The 24,432-nt window shown below is 41.8% G+C and carries 18 protein-coding genes and 1 tRNA gene; 5 read left to right on the plus strand and 14 right to left on the minus strand.

Annotated elements, in window-relative coordinates:
- Positions 1-40 precede the first annotated feature (40 nt).
- Complete coding sequence (locus tag Q0890_RS02250; protein ID WP_299217033.1) at positions 41-1,639, plus strand: CYTH and CHAD domain-containing protein; 1,599 nt, start codon at positions 41-43, stop codon at positions 1,637-1,639.
- A 121-nt stretch (positions 1,640-1,760) separates the two neighbouring features.
- Here Q0890_RS02250 and Q0890_RS02255 read toward each other — a convergent pair whose 3' ends face one another.
- Entirely contained in the window at positions 1,761-2,276 is a 516-nt protein-coding gene (locus Q0890_RS02255) for a L,D-transpeptidase (protein ID WP_299217036.1), read from the minus strand.
- A gap of 136 nt (positions 2,277-2,412) precedes the next feature.
- Here Q0890_RS02255 and Q0890_RS02260 point away from each other — a divergent pair, with 136 nt between their 5' ends.
- Positions 2,413-3,666 (plus strand): hypothetical protein, encoded by a 1,254-nt coding sequence (locus Q0890_RS02260; protein ID WP_299217038.1) that lies wholly within the window; start codon positions 2,413-2,415, stop codon positions 3,664-3,666.
- 136 nt (positions 3,667-3,802) lie between these two features.
- Here Q0890_RS02260 and Q0890_RS02265 read toward each other — a convergent pair whose 3' ends face one another.
- On the minus strand, positions 3,803-5,041 hold the full coding sequence (locus Q0890_RS02265; protein WP_299217041.1) for an argininosuccinate synthase: 1,239 nt from the start codon (positions 5,039-5,041) through the stop codon (positions 3,803-3,805).
- 470 nt (positions 5,042-5,511) lie between these two features.
- Here Q0890_RS02265 and pyrC point away from each other — a divergent pair, with 470 nt between their 5' ends.
- The 3 genes from pyrC to Q0890_RS02280 all read left to right on the plus strand — a co-directional run bounded on the left by pyrC (position 5,512) and on the right by Q0890_RS02280 (position 8,123).
- Positions 5,512-6,591, plus strand: coding sequence for a dihydroorotase (gene pyrC / locus Q0890_RS02270; RefSeq protein ID WP_299217043.1), 1,080 nt, complete (start codon positions 5,512-5,514; stop codon positions 6,589-6,591).
- Between the two features lie 276 nt (positions 6,592-6,867).
- Positions 6,868-7,527 (plus strand): ribonuclease T, encoded by a 660-nt coding sequence (rnt, locus tag Q0890_RS02275; RefSeq protein ID WP_299217985.1) that lies wholly within the window; start codon positions 6,868-6,870, stop codon positions 7,525-7,527.
- Between the two features lie 520 nt (positions 7,528-8,047).
- Positions 8,048-8,123, plus strand: a tRNA-Glu gene (locus Q0890_RS02280).
- A gap of 175 nt (positions 8,124-8,298) precedes the next feature.
- On the opposite strand, the gene Q0890_RS02285 is transcribed toward Q0890_RS02280, so the two are convergent.
- The 12 genes from Q0890_RS02285 to Q0890_RS02340 all read right to left on the minus strand — a co-directional run bounded on the left by Q0890_RS02285 (position 8,299) and on the right by Q0890_RS02340 (position 23,848).
- Complete coding sequence (locus Q0890_RS02285; protein ID WP_299217046.1) at positions 8,299-8,919, minus strand: BLUF domain-containing protein; 621 nt, start codon at positions 8,917-8,919, stop codon at positions 8,299-8,301.
- A 426-nt stretch (positions 8,920-9,345) separates the two neighbouring features.
- The gene (ispD, locus tag Q0890_RS02290; protein WP_299217049.1) at positions 9,346-10,095 is read right to left on the minus strand and encodes a 2-C-methyl-D-erythritol 4-phosphate cytidylyltransferase; all 750 of its coding nucleotides are present in this window, start codon (positions 10,093-10,095) and stop codon (positions 9,346-9,348) included.
- A gap of 122 nt (positions 10,096-10,217) precedes the next feature.
- Positions 10,218-10,526 carry a septum formation initiator family protein gene (locus Q0890_RS02295; protein ID WP_299217052.1) on the minus strand — a complete coding sequence of 103 codons (309 nt, stop codon included), beginning with the start codon at positions 10,524-10,526 and terminating at the stop codon, positions 10,218-10,220.
- A 123-nt stretch (positions 10,527-10,649) separates the two neighbouring features.
- Positions 10,650-11,966, minus strand: a complete 1,317-nt coding sequence (gene eno / locus Q0890_RS02300) for a phosphopyruvate hydratase (RefSeq protein WP_299217055.1) — start codon at positions 11,964-11,966, stop codon at positions 10,650-10,652.
- A gap of 317 nt (positions 11,967-12,283) precedes the next feature.
- The gene (locus Q0890_RS02305) at positions 12,284-14,632 is read right to left on the minus strand and encodes a cation-translocating P-type ATPase (RefSeq protein WP_299217058.1); all 2,349 of its coding nucleotides are present in this window, start codon (positions 14,630-14,632) and stop codon (positions 12,284-12,286) included.
- Positions 14,633-15,021: 389 nt separating this feature from the next.
- Positions 15,022-15,246, minus strand: a complete 225-nt coding sequence (locus tag Q0890_RS02310; RefSeq protein ID WP_299217061.1) for a heavy-metal-associated domain-containing protein — start codon at positions 15,244-15,246, stop codon at positions 15,022-15,024.
- Between the two features lie 183 nt (positions 15,247-15,429).
- A complete protein-coding gene (locus tag Q0890_RS02315; protein ID WP_299217064.1) occupies positions 15,430-15,684 on the minus strand; it encodes a heavy-metal-associated domain-containing protein in 255 nt (84 codons plus the stop codon).
- 27 nt (positions 15,685-15,711) lie between these two features.
- A complete protein-coding gene (gene kdsA / locus Q0890_RS02320; protein ID WP_299217067.1) occupies positions 15,712-16,587 on the minus strand; it encodes a 3-deoxy-8-phosphooctulonate synthase in 876 nt (291 codons plus the stop codon).
- Positions 16,588-16,809: 222 nt separating this feature from the next.
- Positions 16,810-18,444 carry a CTP synthase gene (locus Q0890_RS02325; protein WP_299217070.1) on the minus strand — a complete coding sequence of 545 codons (1,635 nt, stop codon included), beginning with the start codon at positions 18,442-18,444 and terminating at the stop codon, positions 16,810-16,812.
- Positions 18,445-18,674: 230 nt separating this feature from the next.
- Positions 18,675-19,805 carry a porin gene (locus Q0890_RS02330; RefSeq protein ID WP_299217073.1) on the minus strand — a complete coding sequence of 377 codons (1,131 nt, stop codon included), beginning with the start codon at positions 19,803-19,805 and terminating at the stop codon, positions 18,675-18,677.
- Between the two features lie 168 nt (positions 19,806-19,973).
- A complete protein-coding gene (locus Q0890_RS02335; RefSeq protein ID WP_299217076.1) occupies positions 19,974-21,050 on the minus strand; it encodes a porin in 1,077 nt (358 codons plus the stop codon).
- 599 nt (positions 21,051-21,649) lie between these two features.
- Complete coding sequence (locus Q0890_RS02340; RefSeq protein WP_299217079.1) at positions 21,650-23,848, minus strand: malate synthase G; 2,199 nt, start codon at positions 23,846-23,848, stop codon at positions 21,650-21,652.
- Between the last annotated feature and the right edge of the window lie 584 nt (positions 23,849-24,432).

The raw sequence follows: 24,432 nt of genomic DNA on the forward strand, positions 1-24,432 counted from the left end.
GATAATAACTTATATAGTATTAAAATAATCGGGAGCCATTATGCAAGAGATTGAGCTAAAGTTTTTGGTACCAGAGTCGCGACTAAAAGGTCTAATGCGTCAAGCACAAGTTAAATCCTCAAAGCATACGCAACTGGCGGCGCATTATTACGATACGTCTGATCAAAAGCTTGCGCAGGCTGGCATTGGTTTACGCATCCGTAAAGAAGGCGATACGTGGGTGCAGACCATCAAAGCTGGTGGTGATGGTATTGCTGCGCGCCTAGAGCATAATGCTGTATTAGATAATGAGCAAGTACAGGCAATGCTAGATAGCGACACACTAGTGCCTGATTTAACAATTTACAAAGATACCTCGGTAGCCCCTGCTCTTGCTGCTTTTAAACTCAAAAAGTTGGCTAAAAAACTCACACGACTATATGTGACCGATGTAGAGCGCATCACGCGCTTATTAATACAAGGCAATAACGATGAAGATGGTAGTAGCATTGAGATGGCATACGATCATGGCGAGGTCATCCATGGCCTTGATGATACTCAGCGAGACTCTATTCAAGAAATCGAGTTTGAACTGATAACAGGAGATGTAGATTTTTTGTTTGCGACAGCCAAGACATGGTGCAAACGTTATAAGCTTTGCTTGTCTACTGTCACCAAAGCTGAGCGCGGTGGCCTGTTGATAAGAGGACAAAACCACAGTGCAGCGGTTAGTGCTGACCTAAGCCAGCTAGCCGTCAATAAAGACAGTAGCATGCCTGCATTTGTGCGCGCAGCCGTGCACAACTGTCTATTACATATATTACCAAATAGCAGTGCTCTCGTAGCGGGTAGCATTGATAATACACATGTCTTGCAGTTGACTATCGGACTCACACGCTTGCAAGCTGCCTTGACAGTGTTTGCTGACTATTCTGATGAGATCAATCCTGATTGGCTACCAATATTAACACAAACCGCAGCTTTACTTAGTGACTACCAAAAGCTTACTTACCTAGCCGCTCACATCGAGCCCAAGCTACAAAGTTGCGGCGCACCTAGCGTTGATTGGACAGCAGATATCGATGCACTCAAAATTCAGCCACTTGATGTCGTAAGCGCCAATGACTTTCAACTTACGCTATTAGAGCTGATTGCTTTTATAATGAGTGATCCAAGCCTTGAACCAAAAGCAGATAAGCCTGCTGTCGACAAACTGGCGAAGACTCTATCGAAGCAGTATACAAAATTTATTGAAACTGAGCGAAGATTACAGGATAAAAATGCAGCCAACGACAATGGGTCTTATAGTGAAGACTCAAAAAGCGTCAATCTAAAAAGCAGAAATCATAATCAGATCCAAGACGATTTATACTGTCAGTTACTAAACTTGCGTTATGCCAGTGAATTTGCCTCACGCTTATTGAACAAGAAAAAAGTTAAAAAGAAAACCAAACGCTGGTTAAAACATGTATTAAAAGCACAAAAAGCAATGGAGAAATACCGTAAACATGCACTATATCAACAGCGTTATCAATTAAAATCTGCAACAGATATTAATGCGCTATATGGTGCAGGATGGTTTGCTGCCACGCTAAAAAAGGACGTTAAACGCGCTAAAAAACGCTTGGCTAACGTTCAAGATAGCCCCACCTTTTGGTAAACGTGCTAATTACGCTATAACAAAGATATAGAGTAAAAAAGACAGCCCTATTGGTAGGTGCTGTCTTTTTAAGCTTTAAATGAATAAATGTAGCGTTATCTATTGTCTACAAAATCATTCACTAGCTTGCAACTATAGTAACGGCATCTCCCTCTTCAACTTGATCAAATAGCTCAACGATATCCTTGTTACGCATACGTACGCAGCCGTGTGAGAGGGGGATACTCATAGGTTCAGTATCTGGTGTACCATGAATATAGATGTAACGCTGATAAGTATCGCAGCCACCCTGGTTATTATGGCCTTTATTTACCCCTTCTTCTAGACCACTTAACCATAATATACGGCTCAATATCCAGTCGCGATTAGGATTTGATATACCAAGAGCTGCGTTGTATACCTCACCTGTTGGCACACGTCCAACAAACACAGCATTCATAGGCTCACTACCTCCTATCTTTTCTGCAACGATGTGCTCGCCAAGTGGTGTACAGCCACTATCTTGCTGACTGCCAATGCCGTTTTTTGCCGTTGATACCGTATATTGAACTACAACTTTGTGCTGCTTATATAGAGTCAAAGTCTGCTGAGCAATGTTAATAATTAGCTGTTTATCAAGACTTGCGTGATTGTTCATAAAAGCATCCGATTGTTATTCATGACATGACCAATAGCGTTATGATTAAAATTGGTCAAAATTTCTATTATTAAGGGATTGTATCAAGACATTTGGCACCGTAATATAGAGGCACACTTTTTGATGCTAGCAGATTATGACGACTATTTCACCGACACGTGTGTCGATGTATGACTTTTTATATCAAGATATCCAGCCGATGATATCATTACTAGCTGATGTGTCTCAGCTATCATTACCGCAGACGCGTCTTGCCATTGGTTCTGGCTTACAAGCAATAGTATGTGCTTTACTTACGTATCAGCAGCGTTATCAAGGACAGTCGGTTAGCAAAAAACTATTCAATCGCAGTGCTATAAAAGAGCTGCGTCGATATAACTCTATGAATTTTGCGACTATCGATGCGACATTATACTATCGTCATGATACTGCTGATACCGTATTTAAAGACAGCACTGATATCATTAAAGCTAGCGATCACATTGCCAGTCAAATTGATGCTACTACTTTGCAGGTACAAACATTACTTAGGTGTTTGTGCATTATTGCTCTACGCGAACTTGCGATACTAGCAGACTATAGTCAACTTGATTATGATGAGATAGACAAGTGGTTCGCCTTACAGCCTCAGTTTTTATCAGCGGAGCGATTTACCACTACTGTGCCAGACACTATCCCTACGAATGTAGAACCCGCTACTAGTGAAGCACCTAATATAGAAAATACAGAAACCGAGCTAGAAAACACAGAGTTAAAACGTTTAAATAACGAGCAGTTATCAACTATACCACCAGCCTTTGATCCCTTTTGGTATGAGCTGATGGCATTTACACCGAACAATAATGAATCTGCACAAGACATGCAGCTTGCAACCGGTAATTATTTAAAGGCCATTGGTCGTTCATCTGAAAACATACAGCAAGGCGGCCATAATGATTTACTTATGTTCGCAGAGATGTCCGCTGTTACGTTACCACACCAGCGCTGGTTACTACAGTTGGCCAAAATTTCAGAGATTTACTTGCAGCGTAATCGTCTGCGTATTACTTCTGAACCCGAAAATCCACCAAAACCTCCGTTGGTTAGCTTAGGGGTTATGAACGGCAATAGCGATAATACTCCAGCAACCATCAGCGAAAAACCGATTGAGTATGACGCCCCGGCTCCTATTTGGAAAAATCCTGTCATTTTAATTGTTATTCTTGTCATCGGAAGTCTTAGTGCTCTTGCTACTTTGAAATATCAGATGCAAAAGTCTGCTGGTGTCGTCTCTGCAACAGAAGAGGTATTGGCTCAAGATTCTGTTAAAGAGCATCAGCAGCAGGATGTCGCTATTGTCATGGTAAACGATGACGAAAATGAGGCTAAAGAAACCGCTACAGCTGAGTAAATAGCAACTAGGATCACATAGTTTTAAATGCTGTGCTAGAACCTATTTATAATAAAAAACAGAGACACTACGAGTATAGGTCTCTGTTTTTTACGCTTTAAAGAGTTATTCAACTATTAAAGATAGTCTCTTTTGCTTATTTTGATAAGTCGCGACCACGACTGGCTTCAATAGCCAAACGCAACCCATTTAGACGAATAAAGCCTTCTGCATCTTTTTGATCATAAGCACCAGCATCATCTTCAAAAGTTGCAATTTTTTCGTCAAATAACGAATCATCAGACTTACGACCAACGACGCTGACACTGCCTTTATACAGTTTTACGCGTACCGTACCATTGACGTACTCTTGTGATTTGTCGATTAGCGCTTGCAGCATCATACGCTCAGGACTGAACCAATAACCGTTATAGATGATTTTTGCGTAGCGCGGCATCAGCTCGTCTTTTAGGTGTGCGGCTTCACGATCTAGCGTTAGTGATTCAATACCGCGATGCGCTTTTAGCATGATCGTGCCAGCTGGCGTCTCGTAACAACCGCGTGACTTCATACCGACGTAACGGTTTTCTACAATATCCAAACGGCCGATACCATGTTTACCGCCAATCTCATTGAGCTTAATCATGACTTCGTAAGGCTTAAGGGCTTCACCATCGATAGCAACGATATCCCCTTTTTCATACTCAAGTTCTAAATACTGCGGCGCGTCAGGCGCTTCTTCTGGGCTCACTGACCAGCGCCACATATCATCTTCGGCTTCTGTATACGGTTCCTCTAACACACCGCCTTCATAAGAGATGTGCAAAAGGTTGGCATCCATCGAGTATGGTGACTTTGTCTTTTGGTTGGCATAGTCGATTGCGATATCGTGCTCTTCGGCGTACTGCATCAAGCTCTCACGGCTAGACAAATCCCATTCGCGCCATGGTGCAATCGTCACAACATCTGGAGACAAGGCAACCGCACCCAGCTCAAAACGTACTTGGTCATTACCTTTACCAGTCGCGCCATGGCTAATTGCATCAGCATTGTGTTCTTTGGCAATTTCAACCAAACGTTTGGCAATCAATGGTCGTGCAATAGAGGTGCCGAGTAGGTACTCGCCTTCATAAATAGCATTTGCACGGAACATTGGGAACACATAATCGCGAGCAAACTCTTCACGTAAGTCTTCGATATAGATGTTTTTGATACCCATCGCTTCAGCTTTAGCGCGTGCTGGCTCAACTTCCTCACCTTGACCGATGTCAGCTGTGAAAGTAATCACTTCAGCATCATAAGTTTCTTGCAGCCATTTAGCGATAATTGAGGTATCAAGGCCACCTGAATAGGCTAATACGATTTTATTAATATTTTTTGGGTCAAGCTGAGCCATGAACAACTCCTAATATAAGAATGTAGTTATCAGAAAAAACACTGACAATGAATCGAAGTTTAAATTGCTTAATCAGTGTACATCATATTCACAATTGGCAAAAGGACAACGACTTTGTAAGCGATGATTTATCAGATATATCTGTCATATCTGCTAGTAACGCTATCATGTTTAAAAAGCATCACTATTAATAGCAGATTACGCGGTTATATTCGGGCATATATTTAGTCCAGCGGTCAAATCTGCTATGATGGTTAAGGTTCATACAGCATTATAAATAAACAGGGTGATGAACACATAGCGTTGTGTAAAGCAGGCCATTTGATCACACGTTTTTATAGCTAAAACAATCGCACACAAGATTTTGCTCAAATCAAAGTGGCTAGGTCACAACGTTTATACCTTAATATGTTTATACCTTAGTATATTTTACACTCCCCTTCTTTCACTATTTCAAGACATAGAACACTATGACTCAAATTACTGATTCCATTAAAGAGCTAACTATTCTGCAGCCAGACGATTGGCATATTCATTTGCGTGATGATGACGCGCTAGCGACTACTGTAAAACACGCAGCTGCAAGTTTTAATCGCGTTATTTGTATGCCAAACTTGGCACCCCCAGTCAAAAACGTAGATGATGCCCGCGCTTATCGTGAGCGCATATTACAACACCTGCAAGCCAGCGACTTAGAGGCGGGACGCAAAGCTGCCTTTGATCCGCGAATGACTTTATATCTAACCAATCAAACCACTCCAAAAGATATCGAATTAGCTGCTCAGTCTGGTATCGTACAAGCAGTCAAGCTTTATCCTGCAGGAGCTACAACCAACTCTGCTGATGGGGTTACTGACATTAATGCCTGCGTTGATGTGTTTGAAGCCATGGAAAAGTACAATTTACCACTGCTATTACATGGTGAAGTAACGCACGATCATGTCGATATTTTTGACCGTGAAAAACGATTTTTAGAGGAAGTGCTTGCACAAATCATCGCCAAATTTCCTACCCTTAGGATTGTGATGGAGCATATTACCACTAGTGACGCCGCTGACTTTGTCTTGGCTCAAGGCAATCAAGTAGCAGCTACGATTACCCCGCAGCATTTGATGTTCAACCGTAACCATCTCCTACTTAGCGGTATTAAACCGCACTTTTATTGTTTGCCTATTCTAAAACGTAAACAGCATCAAGAAGTGCTACTAAATGTAGCTACTAGTGGCAGTCCAAAGTTCTTTTTAGGAACGGACTCAGCGCCACATGCTACGGATAAAAAAGAGGCTGCTTGCGGCTGTGCTGGTTGTTATAGCTCATCAATAGCGCTACCTTTATACGCCACCGCATTTGATAGTATTGGCAAAATTGACAAACTAGAAGGCTTTGCCAGTCGTTTTGGTGCTCAGTTTTATGGCCTGCCAGTCAACGAAAACACTGTTACTCTAACCAACAACCCTATGCAAGTGCCGGCAGGTTACCCTTATTTTGATGGACAAACGCTTACCCCGCTCATGGCTGGTGAGACGCTACCATGGTCTATCAAAGCTTAAACCGTACTCAAAACTCTTAATGCGACTGAGATGCTGTGAGTGTTCCATTGCTACTATGTTAGTAGTATTGGACACTTTTAGCATGTCAATGTATTTATATCATCGATAAAAGTGACTTAACTTAATATGACCATTCAAAACGACGCTACCTTGTCTAATGATGATTCATTACACATTCAAACTAATAAGCCTTCATGTAATCATAAAGGTATAGACTCATCTACTGACTCTAATGCCAACCAAACCCATGAGGAGACCGAGCAAGACTTGGCTCCCATGACTATGAAAGAGCGCTTTCGTAAGTTTATACCTGTCATTGTAGATGTAGAGACAGCAGGTTTTAATGCACAAACTGACGCATTACTTGAGATTGCTTGTATTCCAATCTTATTAAACGAGGATGGCGTATTTTATCCAGGAGAAGCGCTTAATGCTCATATTGAGCCTTTTGAAGGAGCCAATTTGGAGCCACGCTCATTGGCCTTTACCGGTATTGATCCTAACAATCCGATGCGTAAAGCGATTGCAGAAGATGAAAAAACCGCTCTACGCCGTATATTTAAAGGTTTAAAAGAAGTGCGCCGTGCTGAAGACTGTCGTCAATGTGTGCTAGTTGGTCACAATGCTCATTTTGACTTAGCATTCTTAAATGCCGCAGTCATGCGTACTAATAACAAAAACCATAATCCATTTCATCAGTTTTCAGTATTTGACACAGTCACTTTATCAGCGCTGGCTTTTGGTCAGACGGTACTTGCACGGGCTTGTAAAGCCGCAGGAATTGAGTTTGATGGCAATCATGCTCACTCAGCGCTCTATGATACCCAAAAGACTGCTGAGTTATTTTGCCATATTCTAAACCACTACCCTATGTTGCCAAATGCTTTACATACTGAGCAAACAGAGGTAGAGTTGAATGACAACGACGACGAATAAACAGTAGCGGACGAATATTGTTACTTTTATGAGCCAGTAAGTTGATTTCAATATTTAGATGACTTTACCATTTTGATTTTATAATCCATAACAAAGGTAACTGTCTATTAAGGTTCATATATTTCATGGCATAAACACAATTGATAGGTTCACTTCTCTTTTTTATTCTTATCCATATCAACACAGAAATTTTCTGTAGATGTTCTAAGTTGCTCATATTCTATACCGCGTATGTGATACCTTATATAGGAACAACGGAGGGACTTTATAATGGATCCACAATTCAAATTATGGGCTACCATTCTTGGTTATATGTTATTGGCTGTGACTATCAGTGCTTGCACATCACTGTGGATTCGCCATCATTTAAAAAGTAAGGACTTACATCCTCGCCGAGCTATTAAAAAAAGATATTTAATTTTAAAAAGACGAAGAAAAAGGCTTGACACAAAGCGTCGACGCCATTAAAATGTGCACCACTTCAGCATAAACGGTGAAAGCAGCTGAAGCATAGTACCTAGTCCCCATCGTCTAGAGGCCTAGGACACCGCCCTTTCACGGCGGTAACGGGGGTTCGAATCCCCCTGGGGACGCCACATATTAAAACGCTATAACAGTTATTTAGCGCTTTTTAAGCCCATAAAATCTATTAGATTTTATGGGCTTTTTTTATGTCTATTTTTACCCTAATAGCTTTATTACTTTAGACATAAAACATAAAAAGCCAGCAGGACGCTGGCTCTTTGTAAAGCATTAAAGATTTATCTATCATTAGAATTTATCAGAGAGCATAAACCATAACAATGCCAATATAATAAGTGCACCCAATACAGTTTGGATGAGGAAAAAGGCTTGATGCTGCCCCACCACTTTCCCTAATGTCAAACCTAGTGCATTGTACTTAATCGGTTGAGCATCGATGTCGCCTGTTCCTTCTTGCTCTTTATAATAACCTTTTAAAATTTTCAAGAATTGCTTCCATTCATTAGGGGCCCAATTGTAGGGCTTAAAAGGCATAAGTGCCTTCGCTTTAGGATCATTAACCATCCAACGTTCAAGGATGATAGAGCGTAACGACCAGCCAGTAAATCCGCGCTCACTAATCGCCGAAAACTCTAGAGTCTGTATATCTTTATGTCTATCATCTAACAAGAGACGGTTTTTCAAGTTGGTTAATACTTGCTCCGTCCCTTCCACACACTGAAAAAAATAACCGTTGCCATAGCAAAGTACGCCAGTAATGTTATCGCTCTTATTATTCTTTATAGAAAATTCAGCGATATCGTTTAAGGTACTTGCGCCTGATAATCCAGTAGAAGTAATTCGGCTAACATATACAAACTGATAGAGTTCTAATTCTTCTGATGTATTCATAGTAGTGATGTCTGACAATCAATTGCCCCTTAAAGTCAAGCGAATGAACGCCCATTATTTTTAAAATAAAAAAATATGATAAAAAACAAGACTTCATACATTGTCATAGTATTGATATTATAAGTTTTATTGTTGATTGTATTAACTTGGTTACATAATAAGGCAGTTTGGTCAACTAAGCAACTGAATACATAACATAGCAACAAAGAATTGTAACCAGACAATGTTCTATATTTTGCTTTATATTCGTAAATGCAGATATATAGAGGGCTGAAGTCATTTAAGATCAAAAAAGAGGTAGAATAAAAATGTTCTGCTTCACTCTTTTTATTACGGCTCTATGCCGATAATATTTATAACGACGATAAAGAGTATTATTAGAAAAGTCAGTAGCGTATTAAGATTGCTACTGAAAGTCATAGTAATGCAAAAAGAAGGAGGATATTAGTTTTGAGCGGTTAGGATAGCGGTTAGCAATATAGCATCGTCAGGATAGGTAAGTTTGATGTTTTGACGACTGCCATCAACCAATCGAATAGGAAGGTTTAGATGCTCAAAAGCACTGGCTTCATCTGTAATCACGAGCTGATGTTCAGACACATAAGCCAATACTTGCTGCAATTGACCTAAGCGAAATACTTGCGGCGTTTGCGCTTGCCACATATGACTACGATCAATCGTGCGTTTGATGTAAGAGTGCTGATTGTTTGTACTTATAGGTCTATCTGTGGGTTCAGATTGAGCATTAGAGTCAATAGATATTTTTAAGGTATCAGCCACAGGAGCGGCTAGAATCGCCCCATAAGGCTCTAGCATTGCCGCTTCAATAACTCCATCAATATCAGAACGTGGTACAGCAGGACGCGCAGCGTCGTGAATAAGAACCAGATCTGAGTCCTTAGCACCCACGTTAGCAATAGCCTCTACGCCTGCTTGTACTGACTGCCAACGCTCGTTGCCACCTATAGCGTAATCGATAGGAAGCGCAAAATCTAAAGTCTGTGCCGTGCTGTCATCTACTGCTATAACCAATAAGCACTTATCAATATAGGTACTACTAGCAAGCCTTGCGACGCTGTTTTGTAGTAGCGTCTGCCCTTGCAATTTTGTGTATTGTTTAGCGACAGATGCACCGAAACGGCTACCGCGACCTGCAGCGACAATCATCGCGTGTACACTAGGTTTGATATTCATAACGTGCTACTCATGATTTAAGCCCATCACAACGTTGCTTAAAAAAGACAAAGCTTGAAAGTTACTAAAGAAATAAAGAGAATCGCGTTATATAAGAAGGATTTGATGAAATATCAAAAAAGCTACTGACGACTATGAGTGTTGGGTGCAGTTGATACTTGTACAAAGGTCTCGTTTGGCTTAATTAGGCCTAAGTCTAAACGAGCATGCTCTTCAACTGCTTCAAGACCATTTTTTAGGTCATGTACATCAGTGCGTAACAAGTTATTTGCCGCCACTTGATTGTCGTTTAGGCGCTGCTGATCTTCAATTTGAGTAAGCAGTTTATTATGTTCAAATCGACCATTTTCACCCAACCAATACTGATATTGCAATCCTAACAGCACTGCCACAGCTAAAGCGAGTAATATAAATTGGCTGAAGTATTTCATAAAACAATAACGCCAAATAATCTAAAAAGGATAAAAGAAAAACTAACTAAGCTGACTAGACAATATATAAACTCCTATATACCGTCTAGCACTAACACTTAATATAGCTTTATAGCTTAAACATTAACCACGTAGACCGATGAACTCTTCACGGCCACGATAGCTTGCGCGTACTTGTTGCTCGATACGTAATAGCTGGTTGTATTTCGCTACGCGATCTGAACGACACAATGAGCCTGTTTTGATTTGTCCTGCCGCTGTACCTACTGCCAAATCTGCAATGGTGCTGTCTTCAGTTTCACCTGAACGATGCGAGATAATCGTTGCGTAACCGTTTTTCTTCGCCAGATAAATTGCATCTAGAGTTTCTGATAACGTACCGATTTGATTAAATTTAATCAAAATTGCATTAGCGATGTTTTTATCGATACCTTCTTGCAAGATGGCAGGATTGGTCACAAACAAGTCATCTCCGACCAACTGAACCTTATCGCCGATTTGCTCAGTCAAATATTTCCAGCCATCCCAATCAGACTCATCAAGACCGTCTTCGATAGAGATAATTGGATACTGGCGCGCCAGCCCTACTAAATAATCTGAAAAACCTTGGCTATCAAAGGCTTTATTACCCTCGCCTGCTAAGATGTATTGACCATTTTTATAAAACTCAGTAGCGGCGCAATCCAAAGCTAAATGAATGTCGTCACCAGCCTTATAACCAACTTGCTCGATCGCTTGCATGATAACCGTGATGGCTTCTTCATTGCTACGTAGATTCGGTGCAAAGCCGCCTTCGTCGCCGACCGCTGTATTTAGACCTTGTGATTTTAGAACAGATTTTAAGCTATGGAAAATCTCAGTGCCAGCGCGCAGTGCTTCTGAGAAGCTGGTAAAACCAACTGGCTCAATCATAAACTCTTGGATATCGACTGTGTTATCCGCGTGCTCACCACCGTTTAAGATGTTCATCATCGGTACAGGCATCGTTAAAGAAGTCTGATTACGCAAGTCAGCGATGTATTGATGCAATGGCAAATTTTGTGATTTGGCAGCAGCTTTAGCAGTTGCTAAAGAGACGGCCAGCATGGCATTAGCGCCTAGATTGTCTTTGTTCTCTGTCCCATCTAGCGCAATCATCGCATCATCTATGCTTTGCTGCTCGGTGACATCTTTGTCCATTAGTGCACTACGAATTTGACTGTTGACATTGGCAACGGCTTTTTTGACGCCTTTACCCATGTAGCGATCTTTGTCGCCGTCACGTAGCTCAAGCGCCTCACGTGAGCCAGTTGATGCGCCACTTGGAGCAGCAGCACGGCCAACAGTGCCATCAGCCAAGATAACATCGGCTTCAATCGTTGGGTTACCGCGCGAGTCTAAAATCTCACGAGCGCGAATGTCTTTAATTGCGGTGACGTTGGTTATTTCTTCAGCGTACATAATGTCTGTTAATTCCTTTGGTCATGCCAAGTTTGTGGGATGAAAAACGGCAACTAGAATACAAAAAATAAAGAAAAATATCTGATAGCTCATGCATTTGCAACAATGATAAACCATCATACAACCAGCTGTTTTTGAAAGTCATTGAAGGTCTATTCGATACAATAATACTCGGCTATAGTGCTTGGCATCATAGCATATATTTAGTCAAACTTCCCTTATCTTACACCAACTGGCGTCCATAAAACCAAACATTTATATAACGTTTGGCATCATTGTCTCGTTTAAGTGCATATATTATTAAAAAAATATATTATTTACGTTTTTGCTGGGTCCTGGCTGTTCATACTAGAGGCAGATACGGTATTATTCAGTTCAACCTTTGTCTTAAATTGTGTTAATCGTAGCGCATTCATTAATACTGAAATAGAGCTCAGCGCCATAGCAGCAGCAGCGATCATAGGGTTTAAAAAACCAAAAGCGGCAAGCGGTATACCTAAGCAATTATAAATAAAGGCAAAAAACAAGTTTTGTTTGATATTGCGTAAGGTTGCTTGAGCGATCTTTTGCGCAGCGTCAATATGCATGAGCGACTCGCCCATCAAGCGTGCAGACGCACTATGCTGAGCGACATCTGTCCCCTCAAACATCGCAAAGCTTGCGTCAGCGGTTGCCATCGCTGGTGCATCGTTGACCCCGTCTCCTGCCATCGCCACTTTATGACCCGCCGTTTGCAGCACGGCAATTTGGCTGGCTTTATCACGGGGACTCATCTTGCCATAAGCTTGCCCAATACCCAGCTGTCCTGCCACATGATCGACGACAGACTGTTTATCACCACTCATCAAAATGACATTGATACCAGCATCTTGTAGTGCAGTAATAGCTTGCGGAGTATCCGTCTTTAGATCATCAGCAAGGGCAAAGGCACCTAAGGGTTCATCATTAATACTGACAGCAACCGTACTGGCGATTTGCCACACTTTTGGCATCAGCTTAGGTAAATTTAAACTGGCAAATTCTGCCGTACCGACTTTAACCAAACCAAGACCTTCTATGTTTGCTTGTATACCAGCACCTTTAATGACGCTAATATCAGTGACCGTCAACAACGACAGCTTGCGCGCTTTTGCTGCATTGATAAGCGCCGTCGCCAGCGGATGACTGGCGTGTGCTTCAACACTTGCAGCAATTTGCAACACATCATCTATTGGTAAAGATTTATCGACCATCACTTGATCAACGATCGTCGGTTTGCCAACAGTTAAGGTACCGGTTTTATCCAAAACGACAGTATCAATATTGCCTGCAGCCTCAAGGCTTTGCGCGTCTTTAAACCAGACGCCATGACGCGCAGCGACACCCATACCCGCCATAATAGCCGCTGGCGTCGCCAAACCAAGGGCACAGGGGCATGCAATCACCAATACTGAAACTGCATGCATTAAGGCCGTATCGATCGCACCAGTTAGCCACCATGTCAGCGCAAAGGTGACGATAGCAATGGCCACAACGACTGGGACAAATACTGCTGTTACTCTATCAGCCAGACGCGCCAAATTGGCTTTAGAGCCTTGCGCATCGCTAAGCGCTTGCACCATATCACCAAGTTTGGTATCGCTACCTTTTGCACTGACGCGGTATAATAAGCTACCGTTTTCGACCAAAGCACCTGCCAGCAGCTCACCTCCTTCTTCTTTTTTTAGGGGCACAGACTCGCCAGTTAAATGACTCTCAACGCACCAGCCACTACCATCAATGACCACGCCATCGGTGGCAACGCGACTGCCTTGTTTGGCACGCAGGATATCACCGACTTGTACGTCTTGCAGTGCGACATTATGAAAATCACCATTTGGCTGTTGTTGCTCGACTTCATCTGGCGTCAATGACAATAATAAATCAATGCTATTAAGACTATGCTTTTTGGTACGTTCCTCTAAATACTTACCCGTGCGGACAAAAGCAATGACCATCACCCCTGCTTCAAAATATACAGCTGGTCCGTGTCCACTACCATGACCGCTTTGCAATAGACTGTTTAACGTGCCATCGCCATGAGTGAGCCATAGATACGTTGAATATGCCCAAATAGTGACCGTACCGATGACCACCAGCACATCCATATTGGCAAGACCGCCCTTAATGGACGCCCAAGCGCTTTTATAAAATGGCAACGCCAAGCCAAATTGTACAATGGTTGCAAGGATAAACTGAATCCAAACAGGTGGCATCCACGCCATACCCTGTCCAAAGAGCATCCCCGCCATACCGACCAAAAACGGCACCAAACAGACCCATAGCGCAATCAATCGCCATGGATACTCTGTCGCGGTATCTTTATCCGTCTTGGCAAACAAGTTATCAGCGGCCTGCACGTTTGCGACAAAACCTGTTTTACTTACCCACTCTGTGATTTGTTCAGGCGTCGTCTGCGCTGGATCATAATCGACATTGGCAGTCTCACCTGCGAAGTTGACATTCACCTCATAAACTGAGGGCTTCTTGTTAAGGACTTTCTCGATTCTAGACGCGCAGGCCTGACATGTCATACCATCAATGGCTAGTTGCAAGTGCGCACGCTGAGGCTCAAGCAGCGTATTGGACTGAATGTCAGTATCGACATCATAAGATTGGTCATCGGCAGTACGGATAGAATCATTCATAAATAAAACTCGTTACAATGTTTATGGAGAACGTTTATAGAGCATTTATAGATTGTTATGAGCTATAAAAAAGGCCAACAGTTATGCAAAACTTTAAGCGTGTCAGGTATCTTAATTAGTCTAGTAGTTTAACTGGGCCTCAGCATGGATATCTGATCTGTCGCCCCGAATAACCTGCCTATTATTATACTAAAATACATATTGACATACATAGTAGATGGTTGTGGTCACTAACATTTCAAGGGCATTCAATTAAACAGCATGAACATAGATGATAGATAAATAATAGTGACCAGCTACAAGTTATAATCATTAAAAACTACTAAAAAGATAATAAACAACCATTAAAAAAACCAGCTATGATAGCTGGTTTTTCTGTAGAAAAAAACTTAAGAATTGGCGACTGTGGCATCAAATCCTGCTTCATCGATAGCAGATGCAATAGCTTCTGCGCTGGTCTTACTATCATCAAAAGTCACTGTTGCCAGATTGTCAGCAAGATCGACAGAAATGGTGTCTATACCATCGATACTGTCAGTCGCAGTGTGGACACTTGCCACACAACCGCCGCAAGTCATTCCGTCGATTTTAATGATACGTGTTTGATTTGCCATATTAAGCTCCTTATTATTATCGTTTAATAAACTACTTATCTGAAATTCTAATAAATGGTTATAGTGGGTTGGTTTGTAAAAAATATACTACTACAGCATAAGCCCGATCAACGTGAACAACAACCCCTTTTGGTTATCACTTTATGAAAGAATAATAGCTTTTTGCTAATACATTATGGGTATCTAATTGTCATAATGTGGATTTTGCGGCGCATCAATAGGATACGGCTGGGTCACATAATCAACCATGCTAATCGCAGCTGTCAACGCATGAATACTCGTATCGGTATCGTCATAGCGTACAGTTGCGATGCTACTCGCTGCATCAAGATCTATCGCAGTGACCCCTGTAATGTTCTTTAACGCTGTCATGACACTGTCTAACCCTTCAGCGTCATCGATATTCTCAATACTCACCTGTGCTGTCTGAATCGCCATTGTGCTGCCCTCTTTGTTACTTATCCATTAATGAGTATCTAATACTTCAAAGCCTTTGACCAAATCATCAATTTGCTTAAGCTGGCACAAAAATGGCTCTAGCTGGCTTGTTCTCAAAGCACAAGGACCATCACACTTTGCCGTTTCTGGATTGGGATGCGCCTCTAAAAACAGTCCTGCTAGTCCGGTTGCCATGCCAGCACGTGCAAGGGTTGTGATTTGTTCACGGCGTCCGCCTGCACTATCACTACGTGCACCCGGCTGCTGTAAGCTATGCGTCACATCAAAGAAAACTGGGATATCCATCTGCTTCATGGTATCAAACCCGAGCATATCGACGACCAGATTATTATACCCAAAAGCACTACCACGCTCACATAGGATGAGTTTATCGTTACCTCCTTCAAGACATTTATTAACGATATGACGCATCTCATGTGGCGCTAAAAACTGCGCTTTTTTGATATTAATAATCGCATCAGTCTTTGCCATTGCATGCACTAAGTCAGTCTGACGCGATAAAAATGCCGGCAACTGAATAATATCGGCAACCTCAGCGACGGGTGCTGCTTGATACGGCTCGTGCACATCAGTGATGATCGGTACTTGAAACTTTTCTTTGATTTGACCGAGCCAATCAATACCTTGCTCCAATCCAGGCCCACGATATGAGTGTAAGCTTGAACGGTTGGCTTTATCAAAGCTGGCCTTAAATACATAGCCAATCCCTAAACGCTGGCATATCTCGACATACTGCTCAGCAATCTCAAACGCCAACTCCTTAGACTCCAAGACGTTCATACCGCCAAACAACACAAACGGCTGATCGTTACCAATATTAATCGTATTGTTGTTAGGAGTAGTAAGCGTGATATGCGATTGAGCTGTAGATAAATTATCCATGAAACAGTGATCCTCTTTATAGTTATCGATATCTCTATCCGCTATTGTAACCGATGGCTCAATTAAAAAAAGTATCTAAGCGTAATTAGAGGCCACAGACAAATGGTAGATGGACAGATACAAATGTTGTGACAGTTCAGCCAACTATCAGCTCATAAAAAAAGACCAATCCGAAGATCAGTCTTTTAATTAATATAATAGCTGTAACAAAAGCCTAAAACCCTACTTGGCTTCGCTATAGTTCTTCGCAGCTTTCACAAAGCTGTTAAACAGTGGATGACCACCGCGTGGTGAGCTGGTAAATTCGGGGTGGAACTGTACCGCGATAAACCAAGGATGATCGCTAATCTCAACCGACTCGACCAGATGCTGCTTGGCTGAATAACCAGATATAGTCATGCCTGATTGCTGTAATGGCTCAATATAACGGTTATTCATCTCATAACGATGACGATGACGCTCTGTGATGTTGCTGGCACCATAGATCTGGCTTAACTTGCTACCAGAAACCAGTTCGGCTTGCTGTGCACCCAGACGCATCGTCCCACCAAGATCTGAATCATCGCTGCGAATCTGTAACTCGCCGCGCTCATCTAACCATTCAGTGATTAAACCAATGATAGGCTCTGCGGTCTTGCGATCGAATTCAGAAGAGTTGGCATCAATCTTAAGTACGTTACGAGCATACTCAATCACTGCCAGCTGCATACCAAGGCAGATGCCTAGATATGGGACATTGTTTTCACGAGCATAAGTAATGGCTTGTATTTTACCATTCGTACCACGCTCTCCAAAACCACCTGGCACTAAGATGGCATCAGCATCATTTAACTGTGTCAGTAAGCTCTCATCATCTTCTAAATGCTCAGCATCAATGTAGTTGATTTTGACATCTGCTTTGTGAGTAATACCAGCGTGTAGCAATGATTCGTTAATAGACTTATAAGCATCGGGCAATTCGACATATTTACCCACCATTGCTACCGTGACAGTCGATTCAGGGTTTAGCTGAGCCTCAACCACCTTGTCCCAATCGCTCAGATCCGCTTCGGGTACATCAAGGCCAAAACGCTCACAAATCAAATCATCAAGGTCTTGCTCATGAAGGGTACGCGGTATCTGATAGATACTTTGGGCATCTTCACACATAATGACCGCACGCTCTTCGACGTTGGTAAATAGTGCAATCTTACGGCGGTTGTCTTGAGAGATATGATGATCAGAGCGGCAAATCAAAATATCAGGCTGCAACCCAATAGAGCGCAGCTCTTTTACTGAATGCTGAGTGGGTTTGGTTTTGGTTTCACCTGCACTAGCAATATAGGGCACGAGCGTTAAATGCATTAGCATGGCGCGATTACGACCAAGCTCCACTTGCATCTGACGTACCGCTTCCATAAAGGGCAGTGATTCGATATCACCGACCGTACCGCCAATCTCGATAATAGCGATATCATAGCCTTCGCCACTGGCAAGAATCTTACTTTTAATCTCATCAGTGATATGCGGAATCACCTGTACCGTACCACCAAGATACTCACCGCGGCGCTCTTTATTTAGCACGTTTTGATAGATGCGACCACTGGTGAAGTTGTTGCTCTTACTCATCTTAGAATGACGTAAAAAACGCTCATAATAGCCTAAATCTAAATCCGTCTCCGCCCCATCTTCAGTGACGAAAACTTCACCATGCTGGAACGGGCTCATCGTCCCTGGATCAACGTTGATATACGGATCCATCTTGGTCATGGTTACACTCACACCGCGCGCTTCTAATATCGCGGCAAGGGAAGCTGCGGTAATACCTTTCCCTAGTGAGGACACTACCCCACCGGTCACAAATATAAACTTGGTCATAGTACTCTATCGGTAATTGGTAAAAGAGGATTTTACTAAAAATACGCCATAAAATATAGGGTAAAAACTCAAAGTCTCTTAAACTCTTAGGTTTTACTGGCTGTTACCCTATTAAAGTTGGCACAACGAAAAAACCCACCCCGAAGGATGAGTCTTTTAGTATTATATAGTTATGATGTTTCGCTATCACTTGGATGGTTTTACAATAAAGGCTACTTAGATAAAAGCCACTAGAACAGATATTCCAAACCACCACCAACGGCGAAGACCTTAATATCTGCGACAGAATTAGTAGGATCTAAAGGACTGGTATAATCGGCTGAGTTTTGACCAACATAAGCGTGTGCGATCACATTATCTTTCAACTCGTATTCACCGCCCAATACAATCTGATCCGAATTATTATTGTCGATACCGTTTAGGTTGTCTGTTTTGTTATATTGAAGATAGACAGAAGCTGGGTGAGCAAAGTTCTCTAATGCCATTTTGCCACTAACTATCAGGCCTTTTTCTTTATGAGAGCCTGCAAAGTCATAGTCAGCTTGCTGATACACTGCCCCTAAGGTTAAGGGAGTTGACATATCTATATATTCATCTAAATCGACGGTTATCGTACCGCGAAAGGCATCACCGCCATAATTTATAAGACCCTCAGCATTATCATCAGTGACAAAGTCTAAGGTATTGATACTACCACTTGCCTCGATATCCTTACTATAAGCGATCGCGGCAGTGTAACTATCTTTATCTAGCTTGAGTGCAGCCCCGTAGCCATCTTTGTCTTTGTTGTCATCAGAACCCTCATCAGCTACATACTGCACTACCAGCTGCAAGTCTTTATATTCAGGGGCAATCCACAACACCGAGCTATCAGAGCGCGTATAGTCAAGCATGTTTAGTGCAGCAACTCCGCCATTGTCATTCAGGGTTCTTTTTCCTAGATTATCCCAGTAAGCTCTTGCAACCATCGGATCGTACACATACCCTAATACAGAGGTATTACGGCCAACGCGAAACTCGCCGTAGTCTTTGTTTACTAGACCTAGATAAGTATCACGACTTGTAAAAGTATTACTGTCATCGCCATCGATATCAATGCCATACTCTAATCGATATATTACATCAGTATTTACAGTAATCGCTTCAGAACCTCTGAGACCTAGCCGTGAAAAGTTTGAGTTAATCTGTACTGAGTCCACATCAGAGTCCTCAGGGGCATCATCTACACGATTAGTGTAATCCGCCTCGTCATTAATATAATCAGTGGTCAAGAATGCTTTGCCATAGATTTCTGGGGCTGCTTGCGCAACTGGTATAGATACAATAGTAATCGCTGATGTTAAAAGGAGTTTTTTCATCATAAATATTCACTTTAATACTTGGTCATTCATTAAGCAGGATATTAAATGCACAAAACCTAGAATGGCCTTGCGTTTTTACGTTTTTTCTGTCTGTTCTAAAGCAAAATCAACATAACAAAAAAACCCACCCCGAAGGATGAGTTTTTTAGAAGCAAATTCTAGTTCATACTAGAATAAGTATTCTAGACCAGCACCAACTACAACTACTTCTGCATCACCGCTTTCAGTATTGAATATATCTTCGTCAGTGACAGGGTCTCGTTCGCCAGTATTGTACGTATAACCAACATTATCCGCATTGTTTATACCAGCATAGGCATGTGCAATGATGTTGTCTTTATACATGTACTTACCACCAACAACGATTTGGTCTGAATCAGAATTATCAAAACCATTTAAGTTATCAGTTCTGTTGTACTGAGTATAGATAGATGCTGGACGAGCAAAGTTATTTAGACCCATTTGAGCACTAATTACTAAACCTTTTTCGTCTTTATCACGATTATCGTAGTCACCTACTTGATATAACGCACCTAGTTGTACTGGATAAGCCATGTACTTACCTAGATCAACAGTTGCTGTACCGCGAATGATGTCACCGTCGATGTTTTGATCTTTGTCATAAGCAATACCAGCGGTAAAGCCAGTACCTTGATCAAATAGCGCTGCTACACCAAAACCTGCATCATCATTACCATTTTGATCATCAGAGTTATACATTGCAGACAGCTGTACCGGTAGACCGTCATACTTTGGTGCAGTCCAAATGATTGAACTGTTGATACGGCTACTATCTGCCATATTTAACGCATTAACAACTTCACTTTCATTTTCAGTTTGACCTAGGTTATCCCAGTAACCTTGGTTCACTACAACGTTGTCAATACGCGCTAGCGTTGATTGGTTTTTACCAACACGGAACTCACCAAATTGCTTGTTGACCACACCAAGATACGTATCACGATTAGTGAAGGTAGCATTATCACCATCAATACTTGTGCCATACTCTAATCGATAGATCACATCAGTATTCGCAGTCATGGCTTCAGAACCTTTAAGGCCAATACGTGAAGCATGAGAGTTGATCTCTACTGTATCTTCATCGTACATGTTACCACTAGGACCATCAAACTCTGCGTTAACATAGTCAGCTGCTAAAAAAGCTTTACCATATAGAGTTGGTGCGGCATTAGCTGCAGATACAGATAGAGCAGCAACTGCTGAAGCTAAAAGTAGTTTTTTCATGGGTGTATCTCCACTTTACAATTTTAGTAATGAGCAAGCTGTTATTAGCAAAGGCTCAAAAAGGTATCGTCACAAATCCTCAAAGATATAATGTGTAACTGGCTACCGAGATTAGTCAGAAACAAGTGTGGCGAAGTTCTATTACCGTAAGATGAAAAAAACCATGACTTACATAACTGATACTAACCGCGTAACCACTATGTAAACTTAGGTCTTTAACGCTCTAGTGCGTAACATCCGTTACCAAACTCATACTTCGCCTATAAGCATAACAACTCTGACATAATTTGCAACATCTTTTTTACGGCTTAATCACAGAATGTTGCTCAAATATTTATAGTACAAAATTCGAGAGTTATTTAGCAATCAGAAATGAATATTCATAAAAAAAACCACCAGCCTTTGAAAAGACTAGTGGTCGTGCTTATAACCATGATTAGCAAAGCTACTTATTGACAGCTTAATAACCTTAAAAAACCTTTCAAAACACCCTAAAAAATATTCTTAATTTTTATAAAAATAGTGAGTATTTTGATAAAGAATGTTCCGTTATAGAGTAAATAGTGGCCAATTTTGCTACTTTTTGCTATTTAATAAGGTTATACGTTGGCCTTTAGGTCTAAACGAGCTTGATGCAATAATGGCTCGGTATAGCCACTTGGCTGCTCGCGTCCTTTAAATACAAGATCACAAGCCGCTTTAAATGCGTAAGAATCTTCAAAGTTAGGAGCCATTGGCTGATAATCTGGATCATCTGCATTTTGCTCATCCACAACTTTTGCCATGTGTTTCATCGCATTCATCACTTGCTCTTCGCTGACGATATCATGATGTAACCAGTTGGTGATGTGTTGACTTGAGATGCGTAAAGTAGCACGATCTTCCATTAGACCCACATCGTCGATATCTGGCACTTTAGAGCAGCCAACGCCTTGGTTTACCCAGCGTACGACATACCCTAAGATACCCTGAGCGTTGTTCTCAAGCTCTTGTTGCTTCTCTTCTTCTGTCCAATTGGTATCTTTGGCCAATGGAATGGTCAAGATATCATCTAAGCTTGCACGCTGGCGTGACTTTAGACTGTCTTGCACATCAGCGACGTTTACTTGATGATAATGCATGCTGTGTAAGGTTGCGCCAGTTGGAGACGGAACCCACGCGGTATTGGCACCTGCTTTTGGATGAGCCGCCTTGGTATCTATCATCTCTTTCATATCATCAGGCTTTGCCCACATGCCTTTACCAATCTGAGCATGTCCCTGCAGACCTGTCTCTAGCCCGATATCGACGTTCCATTGCTCATAGGCTGGCTGCCACGCTTGTGACTTCATCTCGCCTTTAGGGACAAATGCTCCTGCATTCATGCTGGTATGCATCTCGTCACCCGTACGATCTAAGAAGCCTGTATTGATAAAGATAACGCGCTCTTTGGCTTGACGAATCGCTTCTTTTAAGTTGACCGTCATACGGCGCTCTTCATCCATAATACCGATTTTAATAGTATTGCGCTCTAAGCCTAACAAGTCTTCTGAGGCGTTAAACAGGTCATTGGCCATTTTGACTTCATCAGGACCATGCATTTTTGGCTTGACGATATACATTGAGCCTGTGCGCGAGTTTGACAGCTGATTTCTGCCCTTGATGTCATTTAAAGACAATAATGGCGTGATTAAACCATCCATTAACCCTTCAAATATCTCTTCTGGCCCCTCACCTAAGTCGACTAAAATGGCAGGGTTTTGCATCAAGTGACCGACATTACGAATAAGCAGCAGTGAGCGACCCGGTAGGATCAGCTTACCACCATCTGGCGTGGTATATTCACGATCTGGGTTTTGTTTACGCGTACGAGTCTTGCCGCCTTTTTCAAAGGTTTCTTGTAAGTCGCCATTCATAAGACCAAACCAATTACGGTACACCTCGACTTTTTCTTCTGCATCGACAGCAGCGATGGAGTCTTCGCAGTCTTGAATAGCGGTAATGGCAGACTCTAGCAATACGTCTTTAATATGTGCAGGATCGTCTTTGCCTACTGGATGACTGCCATCGATCTGAATCTCTACGTGTAGATTGTTATTTTTTAACAAAACACCTGTTGGACTGTCAGCTTCACCAACGTAACCGACGAATTTTTCTGGATTTTGCAATTGCGTACTGCTCTCACCCATCGCAACTTGAAGGTTGCCATCGACTATTTTGAATCCTGTGACATCACTATAAGAACCGGATGCCAATGCAAAATTATCATCTAAAAAGTCTTTGGCATAAGCGACAACTGCAGCGCCGCGAGTAGGATTGTAACCACCTGTGGCTTCTTGGCCATTGTCGTCACTAATCACATCAGTGCCGTACAACGCATCATAGAGACTGCCCCAGCGTGCGTTAGTAGCATTTAGGGCATAACGAGCATTACGTACAGGTACAACCAGCTGTGGCCCTGCAATATGAGCAATTTCATCATCGACGTTTTGGGTACTGACTTTAAAATCTTCCCCTTCTGGCAATAGATAACCGATCTCTTTTAAAAAAGCTTTATAAGTAGGATAGTCAATTTCACCATCTTTGGTAGGATGTTGTAGATGCCATTGATCGATCTGGTTTTGCATTTTTTCGCGGATAGCCAGCAGCTCTTTGTTGCGCGGAGTAAACTCTTTGACGACCTTCTCAAAACCTGACCAATAACTATCCGAATCAACGCCAACTTTAGGTAGTACTTCATTTTCAATAAAGTCGTACATCTGCTGGTCGATTGCGAGAATACCTTTTTGGATACGATTAGAGTGAGAAGTCTGGTTCATAGTGGTGTCCTTATATGTGGATGATAGAATTCAATGATGATTTATTATAATAGCGGTTACGCTTGAGAGATGTTTAGCACCTAATATCTGATTCAGATATAAATACTGTGCTAAGTAAGTATTATAGAGCTTGCTATAAACAATATAGCTTGGTCATGCCCGACTAATAACAGTTAAGGTAGCGCTACCTATATAGTAGTGCTGACAGTCAATGTTAGAGTAAAGTGTCTCTAAGATAAAATATTATCCTACTATCAAATAGTGAAATAAACAATAACGAGACATTCACCAAATAAATATTTGAGTTGTATAAGAATGATACTGTAGAGGACATAAGCCTTAGACGCTATAGCTGATACTACTCAAGAAGATGACTCAAGGGTAAGTATAAACTGTAAGCAATAATTACAAAATAAAATCTTAGCATTGTTAGGCTTAATAGCCTTGCTATTTGCGTTTGGGGTTAGTGGTTCATGTAAGGACAGCCTACTGTTATACTATGCGCGCCAGCAGGTTGAATTGCTGATTTTTTATGCATGCTTAGTGCTAGCTATAATAGCGCTAACTACAGTCAGTTCAAAATA

It is taken from the genome of uncultured Psychrobacter sp. (genome assembly GCF_947488565.1).
In the GTDB taxonomy this organism is placed as follows: Bacteria; Pseudomonadota; Gammaproteobacteria; order Pseudomonadales; family Moraxellaceae; genus Psychrobacter; species Psychrobacter saeujeotis.

Coding starts and splice junctions, on each gene's coding strand:
- ispD (WP_299217049.1), bottom strand. CDS start 10,095: ATGAATATCAAACCTAGTGTACACGCGATGATTGTCGCTGCAGGTCGC.
- eno (WP_299217055.1), bottom strand. CDS start 11,966: ATGTACGCTGAAGAAATAACCAACGTCACCGCAATTAAAGACATTCGC.
- Q0890_RS02325 (WP_299217070.1), bottom strand. CDS start 18,444: ATGACCAAGTTTATATTTGTGACCGGTGGGGTAGTGTCCTCACTAGGG.
- kdsA (WP_299217067.1), bottom strand. CDS start 16,587: ATGGATAATTTATCTACAGCTCAATCGCATATCACGCTTACTACTCCT.
- Q0890_RS02330 (WP_299217073.1), bottom strand. CDS start 19,805: ATGATGAAAAAACTCCTTTTAACATCAGCGATTACTATTGTATCTATA.
- Q0890_RS02260 (WP_299217038.1), top strand. CDS start 2,413: ATGACGACTATTTCACCGACACGTGTGTCGATGTATGACTTTTTATAT.
- Q0890_RS02265 (WP_299217041.1), bottom strand. CDS start 5,041: ATGGCTCAGCTTGACCCAAAAAATATTAATAAAATCGTATTAGCCTAT.
- Q0890_RS02310 (WP_299217061.1), bottom strand. CDS start 15,246: ATGGCAAATCAAACACGTATCATTAAAATCGACGGAATGACTTGCGGC.
- Q0890_RS02335 (WP_299217076.1), bottom strand. CDS start 21,050: ATGAAAAAACTACTTTTAGCTTCAGCAGTTGCTGCTCTATCTGTATCT.
- Q0890_RS02250 (WP_299217033.1), top strand. CDS start 41: ATGCAAGAGATTGAGCTAAAGTTTTTGGTACCAGAGTCGCGACTAAAA.
- pyrC (WP_299217043.1), top strand. CDS start 5,512: ATGACTCAAATTACTGATTCCATTAAAGAGCTAACTATTCTGCAGCCA.
- Q0890_RS02340 (WP_299217079.1), bottom strand. CDS start 23,848: ATGAACCAGACTTCTCACTCTAATCGTATCCAAAAAGGTATTCTCGCA.
- Q0890_RS02255 (WP_299217036.1), bottom strand. CDS start 2,276: ATGAACAATCACGCAAGTCTTGATAAACAGCTAATTATTAACATTGCT.
- Q0890_RS02305 (WP_299217058.1), bottom strand. CDS start 14,632: ATGAATGATTCTATCCGTACTGCCGATGACCAATCTTATGATGTCGAT.
- Q0890_RS02295 (WP_299217052.1), bottom strand. CDS start 10,526: ATGAAATACTTCAGCCAATTTATATTACTCGCTTTAGCTGTGGCAGTG.
- Q0890_RS02315 (WP_299217064.1), bottom strand. CDS start 15,684: ATGGCGATTCAGACAGCACAGGTGAGTATTGAGAATATCGATGACGCT.
- rnt (WP_299217985.1), top strand. CDS start 6,868: ATGACTATGAAAGAGCGCTTTCGTAAGTTTATACCTGTCATTGTAGAT.